Origin of the sequence: Streptomyces sp. NPDC088706 (assembly GCF_044752765.1) — a bacterium.
GTDB lineage: Bacteria > Actinomycetota > Actinomycetes > Streptomycetales > Streptomycetaceae > Streptomyces.
The window spans coordinates 1240471-1253191 of sequence record NZ_JBIVLW010000001.1; the positions used below are offsets into that span (position 1 = coordinate 1240471).

10 protein-coding genes are annotated in these 12721 nt (G+C 73.5%); 5 read left to right on the forward strand and 5 right to left on the reverse strand.

What is annotated here, in order from left to right:
- Positions 1-11 precede the first annotated feature (11 nt).
- The 4 genes from ACIQAK_RS05575 (at position 12) to ACIQAK_RS05590 (ending at position 4462) form a co-directional block, all read left to right on the forward strand.
- The gene (locus ACIQAK_RS05575; protein ID WP_366390945.1) at positions 12-623 is read left to right on the forward strand and encodes an NAD(P)H-dependent oxidoreductase; all 612 of its coding nucleotides are present in this window, start codon (positions 12-14) and stop codon (positions 621-623) included.
- Positions 624-631: 8 nt separating this feature from the next.
- Positions 632-1384 carry an alpha/beta fold hydrolase gene (locus ACIQAK_RS05580; RefSeq protein ID WP_366390944.1) on the forward strand — a complete coding sequence of 251 codons (753 nt, stop codon included), beginning with the start codon at positions 632-634 and terminating at the stop codon, positions 1382-1384.
- A 115-nt stretch (positions 1385-1499) separates the two neighbouring features.
- Entirely contained in the window at positions 1500-3815 is a 2316-nt protein-coding gene (locus ACIQAK_RS05585) for a BTAD domain-containing putative transcriptional regulator (RefSeq protein WP_366390943.1), read from the forward strand.
- Positions 3816-3883: 68 nt separating this feature from the next.
- Entirely contained in the window at positions 3884-4462 is a 579-nt protein-coding gene (locus tag ACIQAK_RS05590) for a hypothetical protein (RefSeq protein ID WP_366390942.1), read from the forward strand.
- Positions 4463-4533: 71 nt separating this feature from the next.
- Here ACIQAK_RS05590 and ACIQAK_RS05595 read toward each other — a convergent pair whose 3' ends face one another.
- Together ACIQAK_RS05595 and ACIQAK_RS05600 are read right to left on the reverse strand one after the other, a co-directional pair.
- Positions 4534-6795: a BTAD domain-containing putative transcriptional regulator gene (locus ACIQAK_RS05595; RefSeq protein ID WP_366390941.1), complete on the reverse strand. Its 2262-nt coding sequence runs from the start codon at positions 6793-6795 to the stop codon at positions 4534-4536.
- Between the two features lie 133 nt (positions 6796-6928).
- On the reverse strand, positions 6929-8542 hold the full coding sequence (locus ACIQAK_RS05600) for an aminotransferase class III-fold pyridoxal phosphate-dependent enzyme (RefSeq protein WP_366390940.1): 1614 nt from the start codon (positions 8540-8542) through the stop codon (positions 6929-6931).
- A 196-nt stretch (positions 8543-8738) separates the two neighbouring features.
- On the opposite strand from ACIQAK_RS05600, the gene ACIQAK_RS05605 reads away from it, so the two are divergent.
- A complete protein-coding gene (locus tag ACIQAK_RS05605) occupies positions 8739-9287 on the forward strand; it encodes a flavin reductase family protein (RefSeq protein ID WP_366390939.1) in 549 nt (182 codons plus the stop codon).
- A 105-nt stretch (positions 9288-9392) separates the two neighbouring features.
- On the opposite strand, the gene ACIQAK_RS05610 is transcribed toward ACIQAK_RS05605, so the two are convergent.
- From ACIQAK_RS05610 to ACIQAK_RS05620, 3 genes are all read right to left on the reverse strand, one after another.
- Complete coding sequence (locus ACIQAK_RS05610) at positions 9393-10568, reverse strand: acyl-CoA dehydrogenase family protein (RefSeq protein WP_366390938.1); 1176 nt, start codon at positions 10566-10568, stop codon at positions 9393-9395.
- Between the two features lie 103 nt (positions 10569-10671).
- Positions 10672-11097 carry a nuclear transport factor 2 family protein gene (locus ACIQAK_RS05615; protein WP_366390937.1) on the reverse strand — a complete coding sequence of 142 codons (426 nt, stop codon included), beginning with the start codon at positions 11095-11097 and terminating at the stop codon, positions 10672-10674.
- A gap of 104 nt (positions 11098-11201) precedes the next feature.
- The gene (locus ACIQAK_RS05620; protein WP_366390936.1) at positions 11202-12635 is read right to left on the reverse strand and encodes an NAD(P)/FAD-dependent oxidoreductase; all 1434 of its coding nucleotides are present in this window, start codon (positions 12633-12635) and stop codon (positions 11202-11204) included.
- Positions 12636-12721: the final 86 nt, after the last annotated feature.

A 12721-nucleotide genomic window follows, 5' to 3' on the forward strand; every position in this document is an offset into this window, starting at 1 on the left:
GAGAGGCAGGAATGTCCGAAAGTGATCAGCTGCGGCTCGTCGTCGTCATCGGCAGTGTCCGCAAGGGCAGGTTCGGTCCGGTGGCCGCGGAATGGATGGCGTCCCGGGCCCGGTTACGCCCCGACTTCGACGTGGACGTGATCGACCTGGCGACCGCCTGGCTGCCCGACATCATGTCCGCCGACCCGGCGGCGCTCAAGCCGCAGGCGGTCCAGGACCTGGCGCCCTGGCTGGCCGCCGCCGACGCCTTCATCGTGGTCACCCCGGAGTACAACCAGAGCTTCCCGGCATCGCTGAAGAACGCGATCGACTGGTACGACGAGGAGTGGCACGCCAAGCCCGTCGCCTTCCTCTCCTACGGGGGCGCCTCCAGCGGTCTGGCCGCGGTGGGCCATCTGCGCCAGGTCTTCGCGGAGTTCCACGCGGTGACCGTCCGCGAGACCGTCAGCTTCCACGAGTACCGGGAGTGCTTCGGGGCGGACGGCCGTCCCGTCGCCGAGGGCGCCGCCGCCTACGAGGAAACGGCCCGGCTGATGCTGGACCGGCTCGCCTGGTGGGGCCGGGCGTTGCGCCTCGCGCGGGCCCAGGAGCCCTTCGCGGCAATGCAATCGAAGACACAGTGAGGACTGTCGTGGACAACCTTTGGTTTCGGTGTTTCGGCCCGCCGTCGGAGAGCGACGACGCGGTCCGGCTCGTCTGCTTCCCGCACGCGGGCGGCTCGGCCAGCGCGTACGCGCCACTGGCGCGGCTGCTGGCGCCCCGGATCGAGGTCCGGGCCGTGCAGTACCCGGGCCGGCAGGACCGCAGGCGCGAGACGCCGGCCGGCGAGATCACCGAGCTCGCGGGGCGGATCGCCGAGCGGCTACGGGACCCGCAGGGGCGGCCGTACGCCCTTTTCGGCCACAGCATGGGCGCCCTGCTCGCCTACGAGACGGCCCGCACCCTGCGGAGCTGGGGCGTCCCGGCCCCCGTACGGCTGTTCCTGTCCGGGCGCGGGGCGCCCTCGCCGGTACCGCCCCGCAGCGACGTGCTGCCGGACGACGCGGCGATCCTGAACGCCGTACGGTCGCTCGGCGGCACGGCGGCGGCGGCGCTCGACGACCCCGAGCTGATGGAGATGGCGCTGCCCGCGCTGCGCGCCGACTACCGGGCGCTGGCCGCGTACTCCTGGCACCCGGGCGACCCGCTGGACGTGCCGGTCACGGTGCTGACCGGCCGCGACGACCCTGTCGTGACGGCCGCCGACGCGGCCCGCTGGGCGGAGCACACCCGCTCCGGGTGCGAGGTGCGGGTGTTCCCCGGCAACCACTTCTACCTGGACCAGCAGGTGGCGGAGGTGGCCGAAGTGCTGATCGGCGCAGTGCGTCCGGCCGCGGGACGGTAGGGGACCGTCTTGGGCCGTGACCGGTGCCGGGGGGCCTGTCCGGCCCTGACCGGTACGGGGGGCGTCACCGGCCCGGCCGAGCGTACGACCAGAGGTGCACCGTCGAGGGGGGAACATGCAATTGAGGATTCTCGGACCGCTGGAAGTGATGTCCGGCGAACGGACGTTGTCCTTAGGGGGGTTCAAACAGCGGGCCGTGCTCGGCCTGCTGCTGCTGCGGCCGAACCAGGTGGTGGCCACCAGCGAGCTGCTGGGGGCTCTCTGGCCGGACGAGAGCCGCCCGATGACGGCACGCAAGATCGTGCAGAACGCGGTCTCGGGGCTGCGGACGACCCTGTCGGTGCACCACACCCGCGCCGAGCCGCAGGGCGCGCCGCCACCCGAACTGATCACCCGGGCGCCGGGATACGTGCTGCGGGTCGATCCCGCCGCACTCGACATGACGCGTTTCGACGACAAGGCCACGGCGGGCCGGGCGAAGCTGGCCGCCGGTGAGCCGGCGGCGGCGGCCGAACTGCTGCGCGAGGCCCTCGCGGAGTGGCGCGGGCCCGCCTTGTCGGACCTGATGGAACAGGGCGTCGACTGGCCCGAGGTGGCGGGGCTGCGGCAGCTGCGGCTGGACGCGATGGAGTACCGCTTCGAGGCCGAACTCGCCTGCGGGCGCCACCACACGGTCCTCGGCGAGCTCAACTCGCTGGCGGAGGCCGAGCCCCTGCGGGAGCGGCTGAGCGGGCAGCTGATGCTGGCCCTGTACCGCTGCGGCCGGCAGGCGGAGGCCCTGGATGTGTTCAGCCGGGTGCGCCGGGCGCTGGTCGAGGAGCACGGCCTGGAACCTTCCCGTGACCTCCAGGCACTCCAGCGGCGCATCCTCCACCACGACCGGGAGCTGACCTCCCCGGTGGAGGAGGTACCGGCCTCGGTGCGGCTGGTCCCCGGTCCGGCGTCCGCCGGACGGACGGCGCCGGCCGCACCGCCCGCCCCTCCCCTGCTCACCGTCGCCGGGCAGGGGCCGGAGCGGGGCGCCGCCGAGGCGCCCGGGACACCGCGCCCGCCGCAGCCGGTCCCCGCGCGACCGGACGGCGGGGCGGTGCTCAGCCGCAGGCGGGACGTGTGCGTGCTGCTGGTGCGCGTGCGGGCCAGGACCGGCGGCGGCGGCGCCGCGGTGCCGGAGGCGCTGGACGGGTCGCTGAACGAGGCGGCGGCATCCCTCGCGGACATCGTCGAGGCCCACCAGGGCACCATCGTCGGCTCGTTGGGGTATCTGACGGCCGCCCTGTTCGGGCTGCGCGACGACTGGGCGGCGGCACCGCTGGAGGCCGTACGGGCGGCGTTCGCCATGCGCGACGCGGTGGGCGCGCTACCGGGGCTGGGCATCGAGGCGGTGGTGACCATGGGCCGGGCGCTGGTGCGGGAGGACGCGGCAGGGGCGGTCTCCGTGGTGGGGACGCTCCTGGACACGGCCCAGCACCTGCTGGCGGACGTGCCGCCGGGCAAGGTCCACGTCGGCCAAGAGGTGGCGGCCGGCACCGAGGGGTGGGTCCGCTACCGCAAGGTCGCCCGGGGGCCCGACGGGTCCGCCAAGGTGCGCGAGGCGTGCGCCCTGCACACCCGGGAGGTCCCGGTGCTCGGCGGTGAGACCCACGTCCGCGAACACGAACTGGCCATCCTCAGCAGCCATCTCGACCACTCCCGGCACCACCACGCGCCCTACCTGGTGACGGTGCTGGGGGACCAGGACATGAGCCGGAGCCGCTTCCTCACCGAGTTCCAGCACCGCGTCGGCCGGCTCCCGGACGAGGCCCGGGTGCTGCGGCCGGCCGCCCCGGAGCAGGGTGGGTTCGGGCTGCTGGGGCTGACCGACGCGCTGCTCGACGCGTGGGCGGTCGCCTCGGGTGCGCGCCGGGGCGCCCCGGTGGACGAGCTGCTCACCGAGCTCGTCCGCGGGGCCGCCGGCACCGGACCGACCGGTGACCGGCTGCTGCGGGCCCTGCTGGTGTCGGCCCCGCCGTTCCAGGCGGCCCGGCCACGCGCCGTCATGGACGTGTGGAAGGAACTGCTGGTGCTCTGCGCGCGGCAGCTGCCGCTGGTGCTCTGTCTCGACGGGCTGCACCTGGCGGACGAGGCGGTGCTGGACTGGGTGGAGGAGCTGGTGGCGACCGTGGAGGACGCGCCGCTGCTCGTCGTGGCGGGCGCCCACCCGCAGCTGCTCGGGCGGCGGCCGCTGTGGGGGGTGGGCGGGGGACGCACCAGCATGCTGAGCCTGGTCCCGCTGCCCGAGGCCCCGACGGCGCCGCTGCGGGTGGCGGCGGCCGGACAGCGGCGCCCGGCGGTCCACCAGCGGGTGGCCGACGTGCCCCGGCACTCCCGTGGCCAGGGGTGCGGCGCGGGACCGGGCGGAGAGCCGCGGGTGGAGCGCCGGATGGCCCGCTGAACGGACAGTGACCGGGGAGAGGACCCGCGAATGGGCTCCGGGTGTGCCGGACTTGGTTGGCTTCGCTCATGGAAGACAACCTCACCGGCCCCGTGGCCCCCCGCCCGTCGTCGCAGCAGGCCGGAAGCGACGGCCCCCTGGAGCACGGCGGCGCCCTGGCCGCCTTCGTAGGGCAGGAGTTCGCCGTGGCGCTGCGGGACGGGCTGCGGCGGGCCCGTATCCCGGCGGGGGCGGGCGCCGGCTCCGTACGCCGGGTTCCGCCTCCCCCAGCCGTTCGTACGGTCCCGCTGACGCCCGGCGAGTCACTGCTGCGGGAACACGCCGACGCGATCGTGCTCCGCTTCGCCAACGCCCTGCCGTCGGTTCCCGCGCTGGCCGGTCCCGCCCGGCGCGGGCTGCGTATCGCGCTGGTGGGCTGGGCGCGGCAGCTGTGTCTGCCCGCCCGGCGGTCCGGCCCGGCGGGCGAACGCGCGACGCCCGGCCTGCCGGGAGCGGCCCCGCACCAGCAGACGGTCGCGGTGTCGCTGCTGATCGAGGCGGCCTCGCTGACGCTGCCGCCCGGCTCCCCCGCGGTGCCGGAGGCGATCCGGACGCTGGCCAGGGTGGTCCGTCTGACCAGCTCCGGGGGTGCGGCCCTGGCCCCTTGAGGTCGGCGGGCGCCGGGGCCTTTCGTCGAACGGCCGTCGTCGCCCGGAGGGCGGCCGTCCGACGGCCGGCCCTAGTGGGCGAGTTCGGTCTCCCGCTTCGGCAGGAGGAGGGATTCGAGCAGCCGGTCCAGGGCGTCGTCGGCCACCGGAAGGAGGCTGATGACCATCGTGTGCGGGTGGCCGGCCGACCAGTGGGGCCGGCGCGCGAGCAGCCGGTCGTCCGCGGCGACGACGTGCAGGACCGGCACGTCGGCCGGCTCGGCGATCGTACGGTCGAGGGTGTCGAGCAGTGTCGCGTCCGCGTGGTGCAGGTCGTCCCAGATCACCACGAGGGGCGTGGCGCGGGCCGCGAGGGTCAGGAACCCCCGCCAGGCGACCAGGCCTTCCTCGCAGACCGGCTCGGCCGAGCGCAGCAGAGACCGGAGCGGGGGCAGCAGCCGCCGCCGGGTGTCCTCGTCGTCGGTCAGCCGGGCGAGCGCCGCGTCGAGGCGGACCGAGGACATCATCGCGCCCTCCTCGGCGCGGATCCCGCAGTAGGCCGCCAGTACGTCGGCCGCCATGCGGGAACCCCCGCCGCCGCTGCCGGGTGGGGTGGCGGTCGCGGTGAGCACGCGTACCGTCTCGGTCTCGTCCTGCTCGACCCGGCGCTGGAACTCCATGAGCAACTGCGTCCTGCCCCGGCCGGCGCCGCCGAGCACGGTGACCAGGTGGGGGGCCGAGCGGCGGCGGGTGCGCTGCAGCATGCCGCGCATCAGGTCGAGTTCGCACTCGCGGTCGCCGTGCGTCATCCCGCCGGGTCCGGCGGGGCCGTCCGCGACGGACAGCAGCTCCCAGGGGGCGGAGGCCGAGGCGCAGGCGTGCCGGTAGGTCACCTGTGCCTCGGTCAGCCGGCGGGTGGTGTCGCAGACGTGGATCTCGCCCGCCGCGACGGACGCCAGCATGGCCTGGCAGTCGTCGACCAGTCCGCCGCCGGTCCAGCCCGTCGTCGTACCGCCTGGGGTGCGGGGCCGGGCCGCGCGGCCGGTGCACACGGCGCCGAACACCGACAGGCCCTCGGCGACCGGGCGCCGGGGGGCGCCGGGCGGCGCGGGCAGGGTGAGGCAGTCGCGGACGGCCGCCGCCGCGCGAGCCGCTCGTACGGCCGCGGGAGCCTCCTGCGCGCCGTCGGGACCGTCGTCCTCGAAGAGGCCGAGCAGGAGGGAGCCGAGGGTGGAGGTGACGGTGCCGCCGTGGGCCTCGACCTTCTCGCGGGCCAGCAGGGTCAGGGCGTCGAGCGCGCGGTCCATGTCCTCCGGCGGTACGCCGCCGAACTCGGGCCCGAAGCCGAAGCGGACCAGCAGAGCGCTGGCCGGCCGGGGTGCGGCCGGCCGGGGTGCGGCGGCGACGGCGGGATCGGCGCTCGCGGCCCGTTGGGGCGCCGCGCTGTCGCCACCGTCGGCGCCAACGTTGTCGAAGCCGCCATCAGGCGTTTTCTCAGGGGCCTGTCCGAAGGCACCCTCGCGGGCGTCCCGGGCCGGGCGCAGCACGGTGACCGACGCCGGAAGGCCGGGAGGCTGCGGGGCGCGGGGCGGGTCCAGCGCCGGGTCCTGGTTGAGCACGGACTGCTGGAGCCGCTGGAGCTCCAGGCTCGGCTCCAGGCCGAGCCCGCCGACCAGTTCCTCGCGCACCCGCCCGTACACGGCCAGCGCCTCGGCCTGCCGCCCGCAGCGGTACAGGGCGAGCATCAGCTGGCGGGAGGCCCGCTCGCGCAGGGGCTCCGCCGCCACCAGGGCCTTGAGGTCGTGCAGGATGCCCTGGTGGCCGCCGCAGGCCAGCTCGGCGTCGAACCGGTCCTCCATGACGTCGACGCGCTTGTTCTGCAGTGCCGTCGCCTCCGGCCAGCAGATGCCCTCCTCGACCAGGTCGGCGAGGACCGGGCCGCGCCACAGGGAGAGCGCCCCCCTCAGCAGGACCCGGGCGGTCTGCGGGTCCCCGCCCGCCAGGGCCGCCCGGCCCGCCGCCACCCGCTGCTGGAAGGTGAGCAGGTCCACCTGTTCCGCCTGGACCTGCACCGTGTAGCCGGGGCTGCGGGTGATCAGCCGGGGGGCGGGCGAGTCGGACGACGGGCCGGCCAGCACCCCGCGCAGCCGCCAGATCGCGTTTTGCAGGATCTTCCGCGCCGTGGTGGGCGCGTCGCCCCCCACCCAGAGCGCGCCAAGCAGCTGATTGGTCGACACCACCTGGTTGGAGTGCATCAGCAGATAGGCGAGCGCCGCCCGTTGCCGGATTCCCCCGAACTCCACCAGCCCCTCGTCGTTCTCGGCTTCCAACGGTCCCAACAGGCGAAAACGCATGATCCCCCCTCAACCCCGTCCGCGGTCCGGGCCGGCGACTCCCCTGTCACCGGCGAACTGCATATGCCATTATGACTGGTTCGCGCGTACGTGAGGTTGCGTGCAGCCGCGGTGAACTGGTAGAGCGCGTGTCTCACGTCGCGGTGAGGGCGTCTCCCCTGCCGTCCCGCAGCAGGACGCACACATCGCGCAGCCCCGTCTCCAACTGGGCGATCTCCGCGTCCGAGAGCTCCACGGAGGGCTCGAAGCGCAGGGTGTTGACGGCGCTGGCGGTCGGGAACGTCCGCACGCGGTGGGCCCGCAGCAGATGACCGGCCAGGACGTAGCCGAACATGCCGCCCTGCGCCGCGCCCCGGACGGCCGGGGACGGCGACGCGGACTGGTCGCGGAACTCGATGCCGAGCATGAGGCCCCGGCCGCGTACCTCTTCGATGACGTCGGGGTGGTCGCCGCGCACGCCTTCGAGCATCGTACGCAGCGCCTCGCCGCGCTCGGCGGCGCGCCGGTAGGCCGACCGGTCGTCGGCCTCCAGGAGTTCCAGCACCTTGAGCGCGATGTGGCACGAGAAGCTGTCCTTGGCGAAGGTCGAGCTGTGCACGATCTCGAACTCCTTGCGGTAGTACGCCTGGCGCACCAGCATCACGGACGTCTTGGCGATCCCGCCGCCGAGCGTCTTGGCGAGCGTGTAGTAGTCGCCGCGCAGCCCGAGCGCCGAGCTGGCGAGCAGGGTGCCGGTGCGGCCCATGCCGCTCTGGATCTCGTCGACGACGACGGGGCAGTCGATCTCCGCGCTGAACCGCTGGATCTCCCGGGCGAACTCCTCGGACAGCACCCGGATCCCGCCCTCGCCCTGGACGGGCTCCACGACGAAGGCGCAGAAGACCGGGAACTCGCGTTCCACGACGGCGACCTGGCCGTCGCTGACGGTGAGCGCCAGGAGGACTCCGCGCTCCTTTGCGTACACCTCCTTGAGGACGTCGGGCCGGTCGTGCGGGACGAACCTCGCCTGGGCGGCGAGCGACCTGAAGGGCGTCCGGTAGCCCTCGTTGTGCGTCAGCTGCACGCTGGCGGCGAGCTTGCCGTGGAAGCCGCCCTCCAGCGCCAGGAACAGCGGCGGGCGGGCCGTCTGCACGGCGTTGCGCCGCTCGGTCTCCGCCGCGAGCAGGTGGACGGCGGCCACGGCGTCGTCGGTGGGGGTGAGGCCGAGACGGGTGAGGGTGGTGGCGGCGACGGTGGCGGTGCCGCCCGCCACGGCGGCGGCGGCGCTCGCCCGCTGCGCCGCGATCTCCTCGGTGAGGGCGGCGATCCGCATGCCCCGGTCGAGTTCGGCGTGCTTGACGGCGGCCTCGACGGCCTCGGCGCCGCTGTTGCCGAAGATGGCGAAGTACGGTTCGTCGGTGCCCAGTTCCCGGTGGATGATCCGGTTGAGCTCGGCGGCCAGCCGGTTGGCGTACGGATGGCGGGAGAACTGGGCGTGCACCGGGGTGCCCTGGGCCAGCAGCTCCTGGGCGCGGGCCACCACCGCGGGGTGGTTGTGCCCGAGCAGGACCGATCCGTAGCCGCCGGCGAAGTCGGTGACGGGGACCTCCCGGCCCTCCTCGTCCAGCAGATACAGCGTGTTGCCCTCGGCGCGCACGTACTCGACGGCGAGCCCCGCGCCGGCCAGGACCTCGCGGAGATACGGCTCGGCGAGCTCGGGGACCTCAGGGGCGGCAGGGGCCTCAGGGGCGGAAGTGGTGGGATCCATGGCCAAAGGGTGCGGGTGCCGGGTCAACCGGCGGTCATTGCGGGGTCATTCACGACGACCGGCGGCGGGTGGCGTCCCGGTTACCCGGCGGTGGGAGATGCCCGGATTGGCCCGGGTACGTTGATGAAAACCGGCTGCCGTCTCGAGTGCGGACGGTTCTGAGCGCGCTGTGCGCAATGTATTCGGAGAGGGTGGCATGAATTCCGCGTCCACTGAACTCGATCCCGCGGCTTTGCATTCCGGGTCCCGCCCGGTCGATTCCGCCCGGCTGAGAGAAGTGATGTCCCGTTTCGCAACCGGCGTCACGGTGCTCACCGTGGGCGGTGAGCATCTGCACGCCATGACGGCGAACGCCTTCAGCTCGGTCTCCCTCGACCCGCCGTCGGTGCTGTGCAGTGTCGGCCACAGTGCCGTGATGCACGGCGCTCTGACGGCGGCCGGCCGTTTCGCCGTCAATATCCTCGGCGTTCCGCAGGAGGGTCTGGCCCGGCATTTCGCCGACAAGAGCCGCACCCTGGGGGCCGCCCAGTTCGACGGCGTGCCGTGGCGGTCCGGCGAGCGCACGGGGGCGCCGTTGCTGGCCGGGTCGGTGGCCTGGCTGGAGTGCGAGCTGACCGACTCGCACTCCTTCGGCGACCACACGATCTTCATCGGTACGGTGCTCGCGGCCGGGCAGGGCGACCACGAGGACGGCCTGCTCTTCGTCAACGGCCGCTTCGGCCGGGCCGACGCCGCCGCGGGCTGAGACCCCGGCGCACACGACGAGGCCCGGGCCGCCGATACGGCCCGGGCCTCGTGCCGGATGCCCCGCTCCGCGGCGGCGCCGGGCGGGCGCGCGGCGGCCGGGGGATCAGAGGAAGTACGTCCCCGGGTCCATGCCGAGCAGCACCCGGCCCTGCACCTCCAGGTTGGCCTCCAGCTGCACCAGCGCGTGCAGGGAGAAGCCCTGGATGTCGCGGTGGAAGCGCTGCATGGGTACGTCCCGGCGGATGACGGAGCCGCCGCTCGCCGAGAATAGCAGCTCGACGGCCTCCTTCGACAGCTGCGCGGCGTACGCCGTCTGCCCGCGGATGATCGCCTTCTGCTCGTCGGACGGCTGCACACCGGCGTCGGCGGCGTCCTGGAGGACCCGCTGCCAGCCGGCGGAGAGCGCCTCAGCCGCGTCGATCTTGTTGGCGGCGGTGGCCACCCGCTGCTGGGTGAGGGGGTGCAGGCTCTGCTCGGTCCAGTCGGTGTAGGTGATGGCCCGGCCCGGCAGGCGCTCGACGAACAGCTCGTACGCGCCCTTGGCCATCCCCAGGAAGGTCGCCGCGACGCTGGACATGATGTAGCCGAGCAGTCCGTAGTTGCGGCCGGTGGCACCGGTGTTGGCCCGGTCGCCGGTGGCGCTCACCATGGCCTCCTCCAGCGGCACCACCCGGTGCGCGGGGACGAAGACGTCGGTGGCCGTCGTCGTGGACGAGCCGGTGCCGGCGCCCGCCGAGACATGCCAGTCGTCGGCGACGGACAGCTCGCTCATCGGGACCAGGGCGACGAGCTCCTCGCTCGTCCCGTCCGGGTGCTCGACCATCGCGGCCAGCATGTCCCAGCCGGCGGCCCGGCAGCCGGAGTTGAACCGCCAGGTGCCGTCGAGCCGGTAGCCGCCGTCGACCGGCCGGAGGGTGCCGGTGGGGGCGAAGACGATGGAGACGCGGGTGCTGCCGCCCTCGAAGACCTCCCGCTGCGCCTGGTCGGGGTAGAGCGACGCGGCCCAGGTGCTGGTCAGCCAGACCATGGTCAGCCAGCCGGTGGAGGGGCAGCCCCGGGACACCTCGGCGATGATCCTGGCCTGCTGCGCCACGTCGAAGTCGAGTCCGCCGTGGGCGCGCGGAACCGCCGCGCGGAACACCCCGGCCTTCTCCAGCAGTGCGATGTTCTCGTCCGGGATCATCCGCCGGTCCTCGGCCTCGACGCCGTTGCGGCGAAGGGCGGGGACGGCGTCCCGTACGGCGTCCAGGACGGACGCCAGTTCTTCCTGCGTGGCCACACTCTCTCCTCGGTCTGCCGTGCCGGGCACGGAAATCGCGTACGGCACGGCTGTGGACCGGCGGCTCGTACCGCGGGTCCACAGCCGTGCTGGTGGTGCTGGGTTACTCCGCGACCAGGCCGGTGGCGGCGACCGGGCGGTCGATGGCCATCAGCCAGCGGCCGTCGGTGCCGCGCCGCAGGACGTCGGTGCACTGGCCGGCCAGGTGCACCGGGGCGCCGTCCGGGCCGGTGGTGTCGATGCTGTAGTCGACGCCGATCAGCGCCACGTCACCGGCGACGTACGAGTGGGTGACGGTGGCCTTCAGACGCGGCTTGGCGGCCAGGAAGTCCTTGAAGAACGCCAGGCGCGCCTCGCCGGTCAGCGGCTCGCCGGAGAAGTTGGAGATGGAGTCGTCCCGGTACAGGCGGTTGAACAGCTCGCCGTCACCGGAGTTGAAGACCTGGAGGAAGATCTCGTTCTGGGTGTCGGTGTCGTCGGTGAGGTCCGGACGCTCGTGGTCGAAGTCCACGGTGAAGGTGAAGGACATGGGTGGGACGGTCCCTTCCGATTTCGGGTGATGGAGTGGTGGCCGGGCGGACGGCCGACTGCCCGTGGCGGGACAGCCGCGGCCGTAGTGCGGGTGGCCGTGCCCTAACTGGCGGCGACGGTCTGCTGGGCGGCCCGCAGTCCGGACTCGATCGCGCCGTCGATGTAGCCGCTCCAGCCGTTGGCTATGTCGCCGCTGGCGAACGCGAGCCGGCCCTTGGGCTGGGTCACGTCCGGGTAGAGCGTGGTGAGCTGCTTCGGCTTGCGGAACGCCCAGCCGCCGAGCGCGTAGGGGTCCTTGCCCCAGTCGTGGGTGTAGAGCCCGAGGATGTCGAGGTCCACACCGAGCTTCTTCACCGCGGCCTTGACCTGCGGGATGCTCTCGGGGTCCAGGGTGGGGTCGGTGCTGAAGGCCACGTACAGCATCCCCTGCGAGGTCTCCTTGAACGGCAGGAGCATCGGGATGGGGGTGCTGGTGCCCTCGACACCCTGGCCGTAGAACCGGCCCGCGCCCTTGCGGGCGTGGATCCAGAGCTTGACGGCGTTCTTCACCGCGATGCCCTGGGAGCCCGCGGTGGTGAGCGCCGGGGGCAGGGTCGGGGTGAACTTGATCGTCGGCCACACGTTGACGGGCACCGCGATGACCGCCTTGGGGGCGCCGTACACCGCGCCGGACTTGAGGGTGACGTGCACCTTGCTGCCGGTGTCGGTGACCGAGGCGACCGGGGAGTTGAGCATGATCTTCGGCTTGGCTTCGGCGATCATGGCGTTGAGCAGGGCGCCGGTGCCCTTGGCGATCCGGTACTTCTGGGTCTCGCCCCAGCCCTCATTGGTATGGCCCGCCAGCGCCCACCAGTGGGCGAACATCGTGAAGGCGCCGTCGGTGCTGGCCCCGCCGGAGTAGATGGCCGTCTGACCGTTGATCAGCAGCTCCTCCTCCGGGGTGAGGTTGAGCTGGGTGAGGCGGTCGCGGAGCGACAGCTTGTCCAGGCCCTGGAGGAGATCGGCCCGGTACAGCGGTTCGAAGGGCTTCTCGAAGTACTGCCGGGAGCCGTCGAACATGCGGTCCATGATGGTGCCGATCCGGCCGAACCCGTCGTCCGGGGTGAACTCCTTGGGCCCGGTGGGCGTCGGCAGCATCACCCGGTCGATGGGCAGGTCCTCCTCCAGCGCGAGGGAGTACCGGGTCAGTTCGGCGCCGAGGTGCGGCTGGGTCGACTCCACCCAGGTGCCGCCGCGCTCCACCAGGTGTCCGGCGAAGCTGCCCGTCCAGGTGCGGCCGCCGATCCGGTCGCGGGCCTCCAGGACGAGGACGCGCTTGCCCTTGGCCCGCAGCTCCCGCGCCGCCGTGATGCCCGCGAAGCCGGCACCGATGACGATGACGTCGTACGTCGTCTCGCTGGTCGCCCCCACCGAGGCGGAGGTGGTGGCCGCGGCGGCCGGTGAGGCCAGTGCCGCGGCGGCGGGGGCGGCGAGCGCGGTGGCACCGGCCGCCTTGAGCAGGGTACGGCGCGTCGGTCTGTTGCTGCTGGACTGCATGGTGTCTCGGCTCCCCCGTGCACCGGCTGCCGGTCCGCGCGGCGGAGCGGGCATACCGTTCATCTTCGTGTGGTCTCTGGCTTGTT

Coding starts and splice junctions, on each gene's coding strand:
- ACIQAK_RS05575 (WP_366390945.1), top strand. CDS start 12: ATGTCCGAAAGTGATCAGCTGCGGCTCGTCGTCGTCATCGGCAGTGTC.
- ACIQAK_RS05585 (WP_366390943.1), top strand. CDS start 1,500: ATGCAATTGAGGATTCTCGGACCGCTGGAAGTGATGTCCGGCGAACGG.
- ACIQAK_RS05590 (WP_366390942.1), top strand. CDS start 3,884: ATGGAAGACAACCTCACCGGCCCCGTGGCCCCCCGCCCGTCGTCGCAG.
- ACIQAK_RS05595 (WP_366390941.1), bottom strand. CDS start 6,795: ATGCGTTTTCGCCTGTTGGGACCGTTGGAAGCCGAGAACGACGAGGGG.
- ACIQAK_RS05600 (WP_366390940.1), bottom strand. CDS start 8,542: ATGGATCCCACCACTTCCGCCCCTGAGGCCCCTGCCGCCCCTGAGGTC.
- ACIQAK_RS05605 (WP_366390939.1), top strand. CDS start 8,739: ATGAATTCCGCGTCCACTGAACTCGATCCCGCGGCTTTGCATTCCGGG.
- ACIQAK_RS05615 (WP_366390937.1), bottom strand. CDS start 11,097: ATGTCCTTCACCTTCACCGTGGACTTCGACCACGAGCGTCCGGACCTC.
- ACIQAK_RS05620 (WP_366390936.1), bottom strand. CDS start 12,635: ATGCAGTCCAGCAGCAACAGACCGACGCGCCGTACCCTGCTCAAGGCG.